The following is a 15,230-nucleotide window of genomic DNA, read 5'->3' as shown; positions in this document are numbered from 1 at the left end:
GCACGACCATGGCGGGACCCGTCCTGGAAATGCGCTCGATCGTCAAGACCTTTCCCGGCGTCAAAGCCCTGTCGGACGTCACCCTGACCGTCCGTCAGGGCGAGGTCCACGCCATCTGCGGGGAGAACGGCGCCGGCAAGTCGACCCTGATGAAGGTCCTCTCCGGCGTCCATCCGCACGGCAGTTACGCGGGCGACATCCTCTTCGAGGGCGAGCCGTGCGCGTTCGGCGACATCCGGGCGAGCGAGCAGCTCGGCATCGTGATCATCCACCAGGAGCTGGCGCTGTCGCCGTATCTCTCGCTGGCGGAGAACATCTTCCTCGGCAACGAACACGCCAAGGGCGGGTTCATCGACTGGCGGGAGACGCTGCGGCACGCCAGCCGGCTGCTGCGCCGGGTCGGTCTCGACGACCACCCGGAGACCCGCGTCGCCGACATCGGCGTGGGCAAGCAGCAGCTGGTGGAGATCGCGAAGGCGCTGTCGAAGAAGGTGAAGCTGCTCATCCTCGACGAGCCGACCGCCGCGCTGAACGACGAGGACAGCGGCAAACTCCTCGACCTGATCCTGGAGCTGAAGAACCAGGGCATCACCTCGATCATCATCTCCCACAAGCTCAACGAGATCCGCCGGGTCGCCGACTCGGTGACGATCCTGCGGGACGGCCACTCCATCGAGACCCTCGACGTGAAGGCCGCCGAGACGACGGAGGAGCGGATCATCGCGGGCATGGTGGGCCGCGACCTGGACCACCGCTTCCCCGAACGGACCGCGTACGAGGGCGAGAAGGACGCCGCACCGGCCCTGGAGATCCGCAACTGGACCGTGCGGCACCCGATCGACCGCGAACGCAAGGTCGTCGACGACGTGTCGATCCACGTCCGGCGCGGCGAGATCGTCGGCATCGCGGGCCTGATGGGCGCGGGCCGCACCGAACTCGCGATGAGCGTCTTCGGGCGGGCCTACGGCCGCTACGACGGCGGCACGGTCCTCAAGGACGGCACGGAGATCCGTACCAGGTCGGTGGCCGAGGCGGTCCGGCAGGGCATCGCGTACGTCACCGAGGACCGCAAGCACTACGGGCTCAACCTCATCGACACCATCAACCGCAACATCTCGCTGACCGCGCTGGGCAAGGTCGCCCGGCGCGGGATCGTGGACGAGCACGAGGAACGCCAGGTCGCCGAGGGCTACCGCGCGTCCATGAACATCAAGACGCCCACGGTCTTCGAACCGGTGGGCAAGCTGTCGGGCGGCAACCAGCAGAAGGTCGTCCTCAGCAAGTGGATCTTCGCGGGTCCCGACGTGCTGCTCCTGGACGAGCCGACCCGCGGCATCGACGTGGGCGCCAAGTACGAGATCTACACGGTCGTCGACCGGCTCGCCGCCCAGGGCAAGGCGGTCGTCTTCATCTCCTCCGAGCTGCCCGAACTGCTCGGCATGTGCGACCGCATCTACACCATGGCCGCCGGCCGGCTGACCGGTGAGGTGCCGCGGGCCGAGGCCACCCAGGAAGTGCTGATGCGCCATATGACGAAAGACAAGGCGAAGGACGAAGAGGTGTCGCGATGAGCACGGATGTCACCGCCAAGAGCCCGGCGCCCGCGCCGCCGGGCAGGGGCGGACCGGCCGACGGCACCGGTCTGATCCGGCTGGTGCTGGACGGACTGCGCCGCAACATGCGCCAGTACGGCATGCTGATCGCGCTCGGTCTGATCGTCGTCCTGTTCGCGGTGTGGACCGACGGCGACCTGCTGCTGCCGCGCAACGTCTCCAACCTGGTCCTGCAGAACAGCTACATCCTGATCCTGGCCATCGGCATGATGATGGTGATCATCGCCGGGCACATCGACCTGTCGGTCGGCTCGCTGACGGCGTTCGTGGGTGCCTTCGCCGCCGTGCTGACGGTCGACCACGGGATGGCGTGGCCCCTCGCGCTGGTGCTGTGCCTGGCGATGGGTGCCGTCGCGGGCGCCGCCCAGGGCGTGCTGATCGCCTACTTCGGCATACCGTCGTTCATCGTCACCCTCGCCGGCATGCTGCTGTTCCGCGGTCTCACCGAGATCCTGCTCCAGGGCCAGACCATCGGCCCGTTCCCGGGCGGCCTGCAGAAACTGGGCAACGGCTTCCTCCCCGAGGTCGGCCCGCACACCAACTACCACAACATCACGCTCCTGCTGGGTGCCCTGCTGATCGCCGCCGTGGTCCGGCAGGAGTTCCGCGACCGCCGCCGCCAACAGGAGTTCGCCCTGGACGTGCCGCCCACCCGGCTGTTCCTGCTGAAGCTGACCGCGCTGATCGCCGCGATCCTCGTGCTGACCATGCTGCTCGCCAGCTACAAGGGCGCCCCGATCGTCCTGATCGTGCTCGGCGTCCTGGTCGTCGGCTACGGCTACGTGATGCGCAACGCGGTCTTCGGCCGGCACATCTACGCGATCGGCGGCAACCTGCCGGCGGCCAAGCTGTCCGGCGTCAAGGACAAGAAGGTCTCCTTCTACGTCTTCCTGAACATGGGCGTGCTCGCGGCCCTGGCCGGTCTGGTGGTCGCCGCCCGGCTGAACGCGGCCTCGCCGAAGGCGGGCGACGGCTTCGAACTGGAGGCGATCGCCTCCTCGTTCATCGGCGGCGCCTCCATGAGCGGCGGTGTCGGCACCATCCTCGGCGCCATCATCGGCGGTCTCGTCCTCGGCGTGCTGAACAACGGCATGAACCTCCTCAGCGTCGGCACCGACTGGCAGCAGGTCATCAAGGGCCTGGCCCTCCTCGCGGCGGTCGGCTTCGACGTCTGGAACAAGCGCAAGTCCGGTTCGTAGTCAGCAAGGGCCCCGCCGCACGGCGGGGCCCCTCCTCTCCCAGGAGCCGCACATGGAACTGAACAGACGCACGGTCATCGCGGGAGCCGCGGCGGCGGGCCTCGCCGCCACCACCCTCGGCGCCGGCACCGCCGAGGCCGCCACGGGGAGCCGCAAGCCGGTGAAGGAGCCGTTCGGCACCCTCGCGGACGGGACGAAGGTCCACCGCTGGTCCCTGGCGAACGGCGGCACCCGCCTCAAGGTCCTCTCCTACGGCGGCATCGTCCAGTCCCTGGAGATCCCGGACCGGCACGGCAGGTACGCCAACGTGTCGCTCGGCTACGACAACCTGGCCGCGTACGTCGCCGGAACCACCTTCTTCGGCGCGACCATCGGCCGGTACGGCAACCGGATCGCGGGCGGCCGGTTCACCCTGGACGGCAAGAGCCACCAGCTCTCCGTCAACGACGGCGTCAACAGCCTGCACGGCGGCGCGAAGGGCTTCAACACGAAGGTCTGGGACGTCGAGGGCTTCACCTCGGGCTCCGACGTCGGCCTGCACCTTCACTACACGAGCGTCGACGGCGAGATGGGCTACCCGGGCACCCTCCGGACGAAGGTCACCTTCACCCTGGACCGGCACGGCCGCTGGATCATCGACTACCGGGCCACCACCGACCGGCCCACCGTGGTCAACCTCACCAACCACACCTACTGGAACCTCGCCGGCGAGGGCACGGGCACGATCGAGGACCACGAGCTGACGATCGCCGCCGGCCGCTACACGCCCACCGACGCGGGCCTGATCCCCACGGGCGAACTGGCCACGGTCGCCGGCACCCCCTTCGACTTCCGCAAGGGCAAGCCGGTCGGCCGGGACATCCGGGCGGGCCACCCCCAGCAGGTGCAGGCCAAGGGCTTCGACCACAACTGGGTCCTGGACAAGGGCGTCACGGCCGGGCCCGAGCACATCGCGACGCTGCGCGACCCGCGTTCCGGCCGCACCCTGGAGATCGCCACCGACCAGCCGGGCGTGCAGTTCTACTCGGGCAACTTCCTCGACGGCACCCTCACCGGCACCTCCGGCCGCACCTACCGGCAGGGCGACGGACTGTGCCTGGAGACCCAGCACTTCCCGGACTCGCCGAACCACCCGGCCTTCCCCTCGACGGTGCTGCGACCGGGGCAGACATACAGGTCACGGACGGTTCACACGTTCGGGGCGTGAGGCGGCGTGGGCGCGGCCGGTGAGGGGCCGGCGGCGCCCATGCGGCGGGGTGCGCAGCGGAAACAGCTGGGCACACATCTTTCACATCCGTTGAACAACGCCGCGCGCGGCTCCGTACCCAAGGGCGGCCCGTGCTCCCCCGCGCGGGCCACCCAAGGCGACGGGCCCGGACGTCCCCACCGGGCCCGCCTCATACGGAGGTTCAATGGCCGGCAACGTCACCTCGTTGTTCCGCAGCGGCGCGCACAGCCCGTCGATGGCGGCACTGACCCGCGAGGGAGGCGAGGGGGCCGGTCCTGTCGACTTCTGCATACCCTGCAATCCGTACTTCCCCACCCCGGCGATGCTGGAAACGATGGCGTCCCGGCTGAAGGACATCATCACGTTCTATCCGAGCAGCGCCGACACCATCACCGCCGAGCTCTGCCAGCTCCTCCAGCTCCCGCCGCAGGCCGTGGCCATGGGCAACGGCTCCACCGAGCTGATCACCTGGATCGACCACCTGCTGGTCCGCGAGTCCCTCGCCGTCCCCGTCCCCACCTTCGGCCGCTGGACCGACCAGCCGATGGAGACCGGCAAGCGCGTGGACATGTTCCCGCTCCAGGAGTCGAACGGCTTCGCCCTGGACCTCGCGCAGTACGCCGAGTTCATCCGCAAGCGGGGCACCCGGGCCGCCGTCGTCTGCAACCCGAACAACCCCGACGGCGGCTTCCTGCACAAGCAGGCCGTGGTGCAGTTCATGGACGCCATGGCCGACCTGGACCTGATCGTCATCGACGAGTCGTTCCTCGAGTTCGCCGACGCCGAGGCCGAACCCAGCGTCGTCCAGGAGGCGATGCTGCGGCCCAACGTCATCGTGCTGCGCAGCCTCGGCAAGAACTTCGGCCTGCACGGCATCCGGTTCGGCTACATGGTCGCCAACCCGTCGCTGGCCGGCAAGGTCCGCTCGATGCTGCCGAAGTGGAACCTCAACGCGTTCGCCGAGTACGTCGTCTTCATGCTCAAGGAGCACGGCGCCGAGTACGCGCAGAGCCTGCTCCAGGTCCGCAAGGACCGGCTGGAGATGGCCAGCCAGCTCTCCGTCCTGCCGGGTCTGACCGTGTACCCCTCGCAGGGCAACTTCCTGTTCGTACGGCTTCCCGTCGGTGCCGAGGGCACGGTGGTCCGGGACCGGATGCTCACCGAGCACCGCATCCTGGTCCGCGAGTGCGGCAACAAGATCGGTTCGTCCAGCCGCTTCCTGAGACTCGTGGTGCGCCCCGAGGTGGACGTGCGTCGCCTGGTGTCCGCCCTGGAGCTGGTGCTCTACGGGTCCAGGAGGGGAGCCGCCGTGCCCGAGCTGGGCAACGGGACCAGCTACAGCTCGGGTACGGCGGCGGTGGACCGGCTGGTGAGCGAGACCAACGGCGCGGGCCTGCAGCTCGCGCAGGCCGTCGGTGCGGGGCCCGTTCCGGGTCTCGCCGCGGCGTCGGCCGTGGGGCCGGGTCTCGCCGCCGCTCCCGCCGCCGGTGTCGGCATGCCGCTCCCCGTCGCCGGTCCGCCGGCCGGGATGCCGATGCCGGCGGCATCGCCGGTCATGCAGCCGCCGCAGCCGATGGTGGCGCAGATGCCCGCCCCGATGCAGATGGCCGCCCCGATGCAGATGCCCGCGCCGATGCAGGCGCCGCCCCCGCAGGCACCGATGCAGATGCCCCCGCAGGCACCGCCGCCGCCCGCTCCGGCCGGGCCCACCCCGACCGGGGTGCCGGCGCGGGGCGGGCTGACCGCGGCGCAGGTGCGCGGGATGACGGCGCCGCCGCCCCCGCCGCCCGAGCTGGCCCCGGCGCCGGCCACGGGCTGGCCGAACGCGCAGAGCTGGCCGAACGCGGCGGGGATGGGCCAGACCGGGTAGACACCGGTGCGCCGCCGACCGCAGCACCGTCGTGGCCGGTCGCGCAGCTCCCCGCGCCCCTGTCGGGGCGCGGGGCTGTCCCGGATGTACGGCTTCCGCCGCGTGGGCGACCGGGCGGCGCGCCCCTTTCACTCCGCTCGGCTTGGGCGCCCCGACAGGGGCGTGGGGAACTGCGCGCTCAGCCCCGTACGGCGTGCAGCAACGAGGCTCCCAGGGGGAGTTCGTGGCGGGCCACCTGCCTGAGGCCCGCCTCCTCCAGCAGGTGCCGGTAGTGGGACTCGTCCCGTTCCCGGCCGCCGACGTTGCACAGCATGTGGAGGTCCCAGGCGGCCGCGGCGGCGGAGGGCAGCAGGCGCTCCACGACGAGGAGTTCGGCTCCCGGGCGCATGGCCTCGGCGCACCGGGCCAGGACGGTGCGGCAGCGCGCGTCGTCCCAGTCGTGCAGGACGCGGGAGAGCAGGTAGACGTCGCCGCCCTCGGGCACCGACTCGGTGAAGTCGCCGGCGACGAAGGCGCAGCGGGCGGTGAGGTGGGCGAGGTGGGCGCGGGCCGCCTCCAGGGCCTCGGGGCGCTCCAGGAGGACGCCCTCGACGTGGTCGTGGTGCCGCAGCACCCGGCCGAGCAGCGCACCGTTGCCGCCGCCGACGTCCACCACCCGCCGCACGCCGGAGAAGTCGAGCAGGCCGGGGACCGGCGTGAACATCTCCGCGCTCGCGGCCATCGCCCGGTGGAAGAGGTCGCCCTGGTGCTGTCCGTGGCGGTGGGCGAAAGCTTCCTGCCCGGTGCGCACGGCGTGGGTCAGTCCGGCGAAGGAGTCGTAGAACGGGCCGCCGTACAGCAGCGCGAGGGGGTGCAGGGAGAACTCGGCGCCGGTGTGCAGGGGTTCGCCGAGGGCGGTGAGGTGGTAGGTGCCGTCGGCCGAGGCGGTCAGCAGGCCGAGGGTCGCCAGGTAGCGCAGGAGCCGGCGCAGGGCGTCGGGGTCGGCGCCGGTGCGGTCGGCGAGGGCGGCGTCGTCCAGGCCGGGCCGGGCGGCGAGGTGGTCGGCGATGCGGAGTTCGGCCATGGTGCGCACGGCCTGGGTGGCCCAGGCTCCGGTCAGCACGCCGAGCAGGGAGAGGGTGGCGTCGGGTACCGGGTCGTGGCGGCCGGGCAGGCGCAGTTCGAAGCGGCGGTGCCGGGCGGTGCGGAAGTAGAGGACGGTGACGTTCTCGTGCCGGTTGTAGCCGCCGCCGTCCGGGACCGCGCCCGCGCGTTCGGTGAGCAGGGTGCGCAGCCCGGCCGGGATCACCCGTCCCGGTGCGGTCACGGCGAACGCGTGGTGGGACTCGTGGCCGGCGGCGCGTTCGTCGGCGGCCACCGCCTCCAGCGGGGAGCCGGGCGGCACGGGCAGCGCGAAGATCTCCACGGTCCGCCCGGCGACGGGCACGTGCACGATGGCGACCGGGCTGTCGGCGACGGCGGCGCCGTAGCGGCGGGCCAGCCGTCCGCGGACCACCACGCTCGGGGTGACGGGTCCCGGTTCCAGCCCGGCGCGCCGCAGGTCGTCGGGGAGGGTGTCCAGGGAGGCGGGGAAGACCAGCACGGCCGTGTGGTCGTAGACGAGATGGCGGCAGACGTCGGCCCGCTCCTCGGCGGTCAGAGCGGGCAGCAGGCCGGCGAGGACCCGGTCGGTGTCGTGGTCGCGGACGTGATCGGCGGCCTGCCGGATCCGTTCCAGGTCGGTTTCCGTCAGACATGCCTGAACGACGGAGAGGTTCATGAAGGGTTCCCGTTGATCGTGGGTCAGGAAGAACCGGGGGTTGTGGGTCCCGGGTATCAGATGCCGGTGTAGTTCTCCGCGAAGAAGTCCTGGTGGGACCGGAGGGTGCGGAGGCTCTCCAGCCGGGCGTACTGCAGCGCCCGCCCGTAGCGCGCGGTGTCGTCGTCGCCGTCGGGGCCGTGCAGCAGGGTGCTCATCCAGTGCGAGAACTCGTGGGCGTGCCAGATGCGGGGCAGGCAGGCGCCGGTGTACCGGGCGAGAGGGGCCTCGTCGCCGCGCGCCAGGGCTCCTTCGAGGGCGTGGGCGAGCGATTCGGCCTGCAGGATCGCGAGGTTGGCGCCCTTGGCGGCGGACGGGCTGATGAGGCCGGCGGCGTCGCCGGCCAGCCAGAGCCGTCCGGTGCCCAGGGACTCCAGGACGTCGGAGCGCAGGTCGACGCGTGCCTTCTCCAGGACGGCGCCCTCGCGCAGCGGTCCGAACTCGGCCGTCCGCATCCGGGTCGCCAGCTCGGTCCAGATCCGGTCCTCGCTCCAGTCGGCGGGGTCGGTGCCGGGAGGGCACTGGAGGTAGTACCGGGTCGCGGAGGCGGTGCGGGCCATGTGGCCGGCGAACCCCCTCTCGTGCAGGGCGTATCCGGTGGCCGGCAGGCTGGGCGGGGCCGCGGCGAGGACGGCGAGCCAGGAGACGCCGTGGTCCCGGCGGGCGGTCCGGGTGCCGTGGGCGGTCAGCGTGGCGCGGCCGATGCCCCGGTGCCCGTCGCACCCGGCGACGTACCGTCCGGTCACGTCCGTGCCGCCGCGCAGCCGCACCCGGCCGTCGGTGATCTCCTCGGCCTCGGCGCCGAATCGGAGGTGGCCGCCGCGCCGCAGGTACTCGGCGATCAGGTCCCGTACGAGTTCCTGCTGCGGGTAGACGGTGTGCGGCTCGCCGGGGCCCAGCTTCCCGTAGTCGAGGGTGAATTCGCCCCGGTCGCTGCGGAACAGGCAGGTGGTGTGGGTCCGTCCGCGGGCGAGCAGGCCGTCCGCCAGGCCGTTCCCGGTCAGGATCCGCACGGAGTGCGGGGCGAGGAAGCCGGCCCTGGCCCGGCCCTCCACCGCGAGCCGGTCGCGCCGCTCCAGGATCACGCAGTCGATGCCGCGGTCCAGCAGCAGATTCCCCAGCACGAGCCCGGCCGGTCCCGCGCCGACGATCACCACGCCGACCTGTGCTGTTGTCATACCCGCCCCCGAAGATTCCTTTTAGCCAGGAGGTTTCATATCAGCCAGGACTTGGGTGAAGGCGTCCACAGCGGGGGGAAGCGGGATGTTTAGCCCGAAAGGGTGGCCCGAGGCAACGAAGGCCGACGGAACGCGGGGGGGAGCGAGGGGGGGAGGGGGGAAACGCGACGGTGCCCGTCCGCAGCACGCGGACGGGCACCGAATGGAGCGCCGGGCAGGCCTTGCACCTGCATTTCCCCACAGGAAGCGGGGCGTCTTTCCTTGGACCACCAACGCAGGTCCGATCACCGGGTTCAGCGGCGACCAGCTCTGGAATGATCATACCGTATCCGGGGTGTCCTCCCGCTCCTCGTCGAGGCCCCGGACCAGGCCGCGCAGGACGGGACCGTACTCGGGGTGGGCCAGGGCGAAGGCCATCTGGGCGACCAGGTAGTCGGCCGGATTGCCGGTGTCGTACCACCGGCCCTGGATGACCTGCCCGTACACGGCCCGGCTCGCGGCGTAGGCGTTGATGGCGTCGGTCAGGTACACCTCGCCGGTGCGGTGCTCGTACCAGCGGCGGGTCTGCTCGCGCAGTTCGTCGATGATGCCCGGGGTGACGACGTAGCCGCCGATGGCCGCGTACGGGGACGGCGCGTCGGCCGGCGCGGGCTTCTCCACCAGTCCGGTGATGCGCAGCTGCCCCTCGCCCAGGTCCTCCTTGACGATGGGCACGCCGTAGCGCTGGGAGTCGGCGGGATCCATCGGCAGCAGGGCCAGCACCGGGCAGCCGGTCTGCTCGTAGGCGCGGATCAGCTGCTGGGCGCGCGGCACCTCGGCGACGAACACGTCGTCCGGCCAGAGCACCAGGACGGGCTCGTCGCCGAAGGAGCGGGCGGCGTTCAGCACGGGCGTGCCGTTGCCGTACGGGCCGTACTGGTCGAGGTAGGTGATGTGGCCGCGGCGGGCCAGCTCGGCGACCTCCTCGACGGCGTCCGCGTAGGCGGTCTTCCCGTCGGCGCGCAGTTGCTCCACGAGCCCGGGATTGGGCCGGAAATGATCCTGGATCAGGCTCTTGCCGCCCGAGACGACGATGGTGATGTCGGTGATGCCGGAGTCCACCAGCTCCCGCACGGTGTGTTCGATCACCGGCTTGTCGCCGACCGGCAGCATCTCCTTCGGCGTCGCCTTCGTCAGCGGCAGCAGCCGGGAGCCGAGTCCGGCGGCGGGGATCACGGCCCTGCGGATCGTCGGGGGCATCAGGTCTCTCTCGGTCGGAGGCACGGGGCAGCCCGACGCTACCAACGGGCCCTGGGCCGCCCGGCGAACGCCGGCCGGCCGGAGTGCTTCGTCCAGACGATTTCCGGGCGAACCAGGGGTGCGGGGCCGCCGCCGCGCCGGCCCGCCCGCCGCGGGCGCCCGGCTCATCGCGGCGGCTCCGCCTCCGTTTCGCCGCCGAGCGCTCCGCCGGCGCGCAGCGCGGCGATCTCGGCGGGACCGAATCCCAGCTCGGCGAGGATCTCGTCGTTGTGCTCGCCCAGCTCCGGCGCCCGTTTCGCGGGCACCTTCGGCACTCCGCGGAGCAGGACCGGGCTGTTGACCGTCTCGGTCAGCCCGTCGGCCCCTTCGAGCGGGACGACGATGTCGTTGGCGCGCAGCTGTTCGTCGCGCGCGGCCGCCTCCGGCGTCTGGATGAGGCTGTAGGTGATGCGCTCCCGCGTCAGCACGTCCTCCCAGTGGCCGAAGGGCCGGGAGCGGAACTCGGCGTCGAGCAGGGCGGCGAGCGCGTCGGCGTGCCGGACCATGCCCTCCAGGTCCGCGAACCGGGGGTCCTCCAGCAGCTCGGGGTGTCCGACGGCGCGGGTCAGCCCCGGCCAGCGGAGGGGCGAAGCGACCAGCATGAACCACTCGCCGTCCGCGGTCCGGTAGGGGTTGACCAGCGGGTTCGCGGGGGCCTTGCGGTCGTGGAGGGCGAAGGGGGTGCCGTGGGCGAGGGCGCCGGCGATCAGGGTGCCGGTGGCCCACACGCCGGTGGCGAGCAGCGAGGTGCCGACGTTGGCGCCCTGTCCGGTGCGTTCGCGGTGGTAGAGGGCGGTGGTGACGGCCGCGTAGACGGCGATCGCCGTCGTGTAGTCCCCGCTGCCCCACACCGGCACGGTCGGCGGGGCGCCCGCGTCGCGGGTGGCGGCCAGCAGGCCGCTGCGGGACCAGAACGCGGTCAGGTCGAAGCCGGGCTGGCGGGCGTCGGGCCCGGTGTCCCCGAAGCCGGTCAGGTCCGCGTAGATCACCCGCGGGTTCCAGCCGGAGACCTCCTCGTAGCCCAGGTGCAGCTTCTCCCGCGTCCCGTGCGGGAAGTTGGTGATCACCACGTCGGCCCAGCGCACGAGCCGCCGCAGGACCTCCACCGCCGCGGGCGACTTCAGGTCGAGCACCATGCCCCGCTTGTTGCGGTTGGCCAGGTGCCAGCTGTAGTTCGCCTCGGCCTGCGGGCTCGGCGGCACGGAACTCAGCCGCCGCTGCGGATCGCCCGCCCCCGGCGGCTCGATCTTGACGACGTCGGCGCCGAAGTCGGAGAGCACGGTGGCCGCCGCCGGGCCCGCGATGAACGACGACGCGTCGAGGACCTTCAGGCCGGTGAAGACGGATTCGGTGGTCATCGCCGTCACCGCACGAAGGCGCTCAGGCCGCCGGTGACGGCGCGTCCCACGATCAGGGTCTGGATCTCGCGGGTGCCCTCGTAGGAGTACAGGGCCTCCGCGTCGGCGACGAAGCGGCCGACCTTGTAGTCCAGGACGATGCCGTTGCCGGCCAGCAGCTCCCGCGCCCAGCCGACGCTCTCCCGCATCCGCACGGTGCAGTACGCCTTGGCCAGCGCGGAGTGCTCGTCCCGGTAGATCCCGGCGTCCTGCAGCTGGGCCAGCCGCACCGCCATCCCGCACGAGGCCGTGGCGTTGCCGAGCATCTTCACCAGCAGGTCCTGGACGAGCTGGAAGCCTCCGATGGGGCGGCCGAACTGCTCGCGCTCCTTCGCGTACTGCAGCGCGATCTCGTAGGCGCCGAACATCACCCCGACCGCCTGCCAGGCCACCCCGCTGCGCGTCTGGCGCAGGATGCCCGCGGTGTCCTTGAACGAGTGCGCGTTCTGCAGCCGGTCGGACTCCGGGACGCGGCAGCCCTCCAGCACGATGTCGGCGTTCTGCACGATCCGCAGCGCCATCTTGTTCTCGATCTTGGTGGCCGTGAAGCCGGGCGTGTCCTTCTCCACGACGAAGCCGAGCACGTGGTTGGTGGCGGTGTCCCGCGCCCAGACGACGGTCAGGTCGGCGAAGGTCGCGTTGCCGATCCACCGCTTGGCCCCGTCGAGGATCCAGCCGTCCCCGTCACGGCGCGCGGTGGTCTTCAGGCCGCCGGCCACGTCGGAGCCGCCGTGCGGTTCGGTCAGCGCGAAGGCCCCGATCTTCTCGAAGCGGCTCATCGCGGGCAGCCACCGCCGCTTCTGCTCCTCGGAGCCGCAGGCGAGGATCGAGCCCATGGCCAGCCCCGTGTGCACGCCGGTGAAGGTCGCCAGGGAGGCGTCGGCATGCCCCATCTCCAGGGCGAGGAAGCCCGAGAGGAGATTGCTGGGCCTGGATTCCGGGGAGTCGGGGTCGGCCCAGTGCGCGAGTCCGAGAGCGCCGAATCCCTCGATGAGCTCGAAGGGGAACTCGGCCCGTGCCCAGTAGTCGTCGACGAGCGGGGCGGCCTGCGTCCGCAGGAACGCCCGGACGCGTCCGATCGTCTCCCGGTCGCCGTCCGTCAGCAGGTCCTCGAAGGAGTAGAAGTCCGCGGGCAGCTGTCCCTCGCCCAGGTAGGGGCCGGTCGGCGTCGGCAGAAGCGGGTTGGCACCCATGGGTGATCCTCCAGAACCGCGGGCGGTGCTCATGGCTTCGGTCCGGTCGATTAGACCCGGATCGCGCGCCGATTCCCGTGAGCCCTCGCCGTCCGGGGGGTGTGCTCGTGACGGCGAACGACCCCAATGGCCCTCTGCGCGCCGATGCCGCGGAGGCCCACGCTCGGTGGCCACATCCACGGAAGGCGATAGGATCATGCCATGTCCGAGATCGACTTCCTGAGGACCCGGCCGCACCGGGTCGTCGTGCTCGCCCTCGACGGTGTCTACCCGTTCGAGCTGGGCATCCCGAACCGGGTCTTCCCGTGCGTCCCGGGCGCCTACGACGTGGTGACCTGCGCGGCGACCGCCGACCGTACGGTGGCGACCAGCGCCGACTTCACGGTCACCCTCGGGCACGGACCGGAGGCGCTGGAGAGCGCGGACACCGTGGTCGTACCGCCGTACGACATGGCGCGGATCTCGGAGGAGGTGCCCGCCCCGGTGGCCGCCGCGCTGGCGCGGATCCGGCCCGGCGCCCGGATCGTCTCCATCTGCACGGGCGCGTTCACGCTCGCGGCGGCCGGGCTGCTCGACGGACGGCCCGCGACGACGCACTGGGCGCTGGCGCCCCGGTTCCGGCGGATGTTCCCGCAGGTGGACCTGGATCCCGACGTGCTCTTCATCGACGACGGCGACGTCCTGACCTCGGCGGGCGCCGCCTCCGGTGTCGACGTCTGCCTGCACCTCGTCCGCGCCGATCACGGCAGCGCGGTCGCCAACAGCGTGGCCCGGCAGTGCGTCGTACCGCCGTGGCGGGACGGCGGCCAGGCGCAGTACATCGAGCAGCCGGTGCCCGACGAGAGCGCCACCGGTACCGCGGCCACCCGGGCCTGGGCCCTCGAGAACCTGGAACGGCCGCTGGCGCTCCAGGAGTTGGCGGATCACGCCCGGATGAGCAGGCGCACCTTCGCGCGCCGCTTCCAGGAGGAGACCGGTGTCAGTCCCGGCCGCTGGCTGATCCAGCAGCGGGTGCACCGGGCCCGCCATCTGCTGGAGACCAGCGACCTGGCGGTCGACCGCATCGCCGCCGAGGTCGGCTTCGCCACGGGCACGTCCCTGCGGCAGCATCTGCACGCGGCGATCGGGGTGTCCCCGCAGGCGTACCGGAACACGTTCCGGGCGACGGCGGCAAGCCGGGGCTGACCGCCGGTCAGGCCGCGGACGGGCGGGCCCCGTACCGGGAACCCGCCCGCCGCGCCGGCGTCCGCGCCGATCAGGTGGACCGGGCCGGCCCGGCCACGGGGCGGGGCTGCCGGATCACCGGGCGGGGCACTGCTTCCAGGCCAGGTGGTAGACGGTGCTGATCTCACCGTCGGTGGAGTCCATGGTCATGAAGCTGACCTTGCCGGGGCTGGTGCTCCCGGCGGTCACCCGCAGTTCGGTGTTGATGTTGAAGTTGCGCTGGACCCCGCAGGGCGCCCAGACCAGCTGGGCCCAGTCGGTGGTGTCGGTGGCCTGCCAGTTGTCGTCGTAGGGTCCCCGGAACGGGTGGTTCGCGGAGGCCGTGCTGGACGAGCCCTGGAAGTAGTACGAGGCACGCTGCGTACCGGTGGCGCCCTGCTGGAGCGAGGCGAACCCGCGGTAGTCGGCGCTGGCGACGGCGTAGGTGAAGCCGCCCGGCACGTGCACCACCAGGTTGAGCTGGCAGTTGCGCCGGAAGGCGGTGGGGTCGGACGTGCCGCCGGCCTGGGCGAGGTAGTCGCTGTAGGTGACGGTGAAGGCCTCGTTGTCCTCGGAGACGGCGACGGCGGTGGTGCCCTGCGGGCAGCCGGAGCCGTTCACCGTGGCGACGTTGATGACGATCTTGTCCGGCGGCGGGTCGTCGAAGACGGGCGACGACGAGGCGCCGGCCTGAGCGGGCAGCCCGGCGGTGAGCAGCGCGGTGAGCGCTCCGCCGAGCAGGAGTCCATGCCGCATGGGTTTCATGGCTTCTCCGGTCGGGTGATCGGGTGGGGGGTGGCAGCCTCGGCCCGCAGGACCCGCGCGCCCCTCGGGGTTCGATGTGGTTCACCCTTGAAGAACCTGTGGGTTTCCTGTGAAGAACGAGGCGCTCGCATCGTAGGAAGCCCCGCGCGGAGCGGTCAGGGCCAACTCCGGCCATTCACAGCGGCGGATTTCACAGCCCGGCGGACGTTCGCGCGCAGCGCGATCCACAGCGGCAGGAGGGGCCAGCCGGTGGCCGCCGCCCCCGCCGCGCCGGCTGTCGACGATCCCGGCGCGCCGGAGATCACCCAGGGATGCCTTCGAGGAACTCGTGCGGGATGTCCTGCGCCGCGGCGGGTTCCTCCGGCTTCACCGGGCCGTCGTCGCGCCGTTCGGCGAGCTCCGGTACCGCCCGTACCGCGTAATCCGCCCGCGCCGAGATCCTCATGTGTCCGTGGTGGGGCGTCCTGCCGTGGACAATGGCCGCACCCGCGCCCCGTAAGATCGCCCG

11 protein-coding genes and 1 pseudogene are annotated in these 15,230 nt (G+C 71.9%); 5 read left to right on the top strand and 7 right to left on the bottom strand.

Annotated features, from left to right (window positions below; translation table 11 throughout):
* Positions 1–8: 8 nt before the first annotated feature.
* From mmsA to ACIRQ9_RS06055, 4 genes are all read left to right on the top strand, one after another.
* On the top strand, positions 9–1,571 hold the full coding sequence (mmsA, locus tag ACIRQ9_RS06070) for a multiple monosaccharide ABC transporter ATP-binding protein (protein ID WP_404167638.1): 1,563 nt from the start codon (positions 9–11) through the stop codon (positions 1,569–1,571).
* Positions 1,568–2,812 (top strand): multiple monosaccharide ABC transporter permease, encoded by a 1,245-nt coding sequence (mmsB, locus tag ACIRQ9_RS06065; protein WP_404167636.1) that lies wholly within the window; start codon positions 1,568–1,570, stop codon positions 2,810–2,812. Before mmsA ends, mmsB begins: the two co-directional genes overlap by 4 nt.
* Before the next feature lie 52 nt (positions 2,813–2,864).
* Positions 2,865–4,019: an aldose epimerase family protein gene (locus ACIRQ9_RS06060; protein WP_404167634.1), complete on the top strand. Its 1,155-nt coding sequence runs from the start codon at positions 2,865–2,867 to the stop codon at positions 4,017–4,019.
* A gap of 205 nt (positions 4,020–4,224) precedes the next feature.
* Positions 4,225–5,910 carry a pyridoxal phosphate-dependent aminotransferase gene (locus tag ACIRQ9_RS06055; protein ID WP_404167632.1) on the top strand — a complete coding sequence of 562 codons (1,686 nt, stop codon included), beginning with the start codon at positions 4,225–4,227 and terminating at the stop codon, positions 5,908–5,910.
* Between the two features lie 178 nt (positions 5,911–6,088).
* On the opposite strand, the gene ACIRQ9_RS06050 is transcribed toward ACIRQ9_RS06055, so the two are convergent.
* The 5 genes from ACIRQ9_RS06050 to ACIRQ9_RS06030 all read right to left on the bottom strand — a co-directional run bounded on the left by ACIRQ9_RS06050 (position 6,089) and on the right by ACIRQ9_RS06030 (position 12,754).
* The gene (locus tag ACIRQ9_RS06050) at positions 6,089–7,669 is read right to left on the bottom strand and encodes a methyltransferase (RefSeq protein ID WP_404167630.1); all 1,581 of its coding nucleotides are present in this window, start codon (positions 7,667–7,669) and stop codon (positions 6,089–6,091) included.
* A gap of 56 nt (positions 7,670–7,725) precedes the next feature.
* Positions 7,726–8,886, bottom strand: a complete 1,161-nt coding sequence (locus tag ACIRQ9_RS06045; protein ID WP_404167628.1) for a 4-hydroxybenzoate 3-monooxygenase — start codon at positions 8,884–8,886, stop codon at positions 7,726–7,728.
* A gap of 318 nt (positions 8,887–9,204) precedes the next feature.
* Complete coding sequence (locus ACIRQ9_RS06040; protein WP_404167626.1) at positions 9,205–10,125, bottom strand: UTP--glucose-1-phosphate uridylyltransferase; 921 nt, start codon at positions 10,123–10,125, stop codon at positions 9,205–9,207.
* Positions 10,126–10,289: 164 nt separating this feature from the next.
* On the bottom strand, positions 10,290–11,522 hold the full coding sequence (locus ACIRQ9_RS06035) for a CaiB/BaiF CoA transferase family protein (protein ID WP_404167624.1): 1,233 nt from the start codon (positions 11,520–11,522) through the stop codon (positions 10,290–10,292).
* A 5-nt stretch (positions 11,523–11,527) separates the two neighbouring features.
* A complete protein-coding gene (locus ACIRQ9_RS06030; RefSeq protein ID WP_404167622.1) occupies positions 11,528–12,754 on the bottom strand; it encodes an acyl-CoA dehydrogenase family protein in 1,227 nt (408 codons plus the stop codon).
* A gap of 201 nt (positions 12,755–12,955) precedes the next feature.
* Between ACIRQ9_RS06030 and ACIRQ9_RS06025 the strand changes: the two genes are divergently transcribed.
* The gene (locus ACIRQ9_RS06025; RefSeq protein WP_404167620.1) at positions 12,956–13,939 is read left to right on the top strand and encodes a GlxA family transcriptional regulator; all 984 of its coding nucleotides are present in this window, start codon (positions 12,956–12,958) and stop codon (positions 13,937–13,939) included.
* A gap of 114 nt (positions 13,940–14,053) precedes the next feature.
* Here the strand turns inward: ACIRQ9_RS06025 and ACIRQ9_RS06020 are convergent, their stop codons facing one another.
* Both ACIRQ9_RS06020 and ACIRQ9_RS06015 read right to left on the bottom strand, forming a co-directional pair.
* Positions 14,054–14,713: a DUF4360 domain-containing protein gene (locus ACIRQ9_RS06020; protein ID WP_404167618.1), complete on the bottom strand. Its 660-nt coding sequence runs from the start codon at positions 14,711–14,713 to the stop codon at positions 14,054–14,056.
* A 230-nt stretch (positions 14,714–14,943) separates the two neighbouring features.
* A pseudogene (locus ACIRQ9_RS06015) lies at positions 14,944–15,167 on the bottom strand (Rrf2 family transcriptional regulator); the annotation flags it as partial.
* Between the last annotated feature and the right edge of the window lie 63 nt (positions 15,168–15,230).

The sequence above is a fragment of the Streptomyces sp. NPDC101237 genome (genome assembly GCF_044767465.1).
In the GTDB taxonomy this organism is placed as follows: domain Bacteria; phylum Actinomycetota; class Actinomycetes; order Streptomycetales; family Streptomycetaceae; genus Streptomyces; species Streptomyces gramineus.
The sequence above is the reverse complement of the archived record's forward strand: the minus strand, read 5'-3'. Positions and strand labels throughout refer to the sequence as shown.

Coding starts and splice junctions, on each gene's coding strand:
- mmsA (WP_404167638.1), top strand. CDS start 9: ATGGCGGGACCCGTCCTGGAAATGCGCTCGATCGTCAAGACCTTTCCC.
- mmsB (WP_404167636.1), top strand. CDS start 1,568: ATGAGCACGGATGTCACCGCCAAGAGCCCGGCGCCCGCGCCGCCGGGC.
- ACIRQ9_RS06060 (WP_404167634.1), top strand. CDS start 2,865: ATGGAACTGAACAGACGCACGGTCATCGCGGGAGCCGCGGCGGCGGGC.
- ACIRQ9_RS06055 (WP_404167632.1), top strand. CDS start 4,225: ATGGCCGGCAACGTCACCTCGTTGTTCCGCAGCGGCGCGCACAGCCCG.
- ACIRQ9_RS06050 (WP_404167630.1), bottom strand. CDS start 7,669: ATGAACCTCTCCGTCGTTCAGGCATGTCTGACGGAAACCGACCTGGAA.
- ACIRQ9_RS06045 (WP_404167628.1), bottom strand. CDS start 8,886: ATGACAACAGCACAGGTCGGCGTGGTGATCGTCGGCGCGGGACCGGCC.
- ACIRQ9_RS06040 (WP_404167626.1), bottom strand. CDS start 10,125: ATGCCCCCGACGATCCGCAGGGCCGTGATCCCCGCCGCCGGACTCGGC.
- ACIRQ9_RS06035 (WP_404167624.1), bottom strand. CDS start 11,522: ATGACCACCGAATCCGTCTTCACCGGCCTGAAGGTCCTCGACGCGTCG.
- ACIRQ9_RS06030 (WP_404167622.1), bottom strand. CDS start 12,754: ATGGGTGCCAACCCGCTTCTGCCGACGCCGACCGGCCCCTACCTGGGC.
- ACIRQ9_RS06025 (WP_404167620.1), top strand. CDS start 12,956: ATGTCCGAGATCGACTTCCTGAGGACCCGGCCGCACCGGGTCGTCGTG.
- ACIRQ9_RS06020 (WP_404167618.1), bottom strand. CDS start 14,713: ATGCGGCATGGACTCCTGCTCGGCGGAGCGCTCACCGCGCTGCTCACC.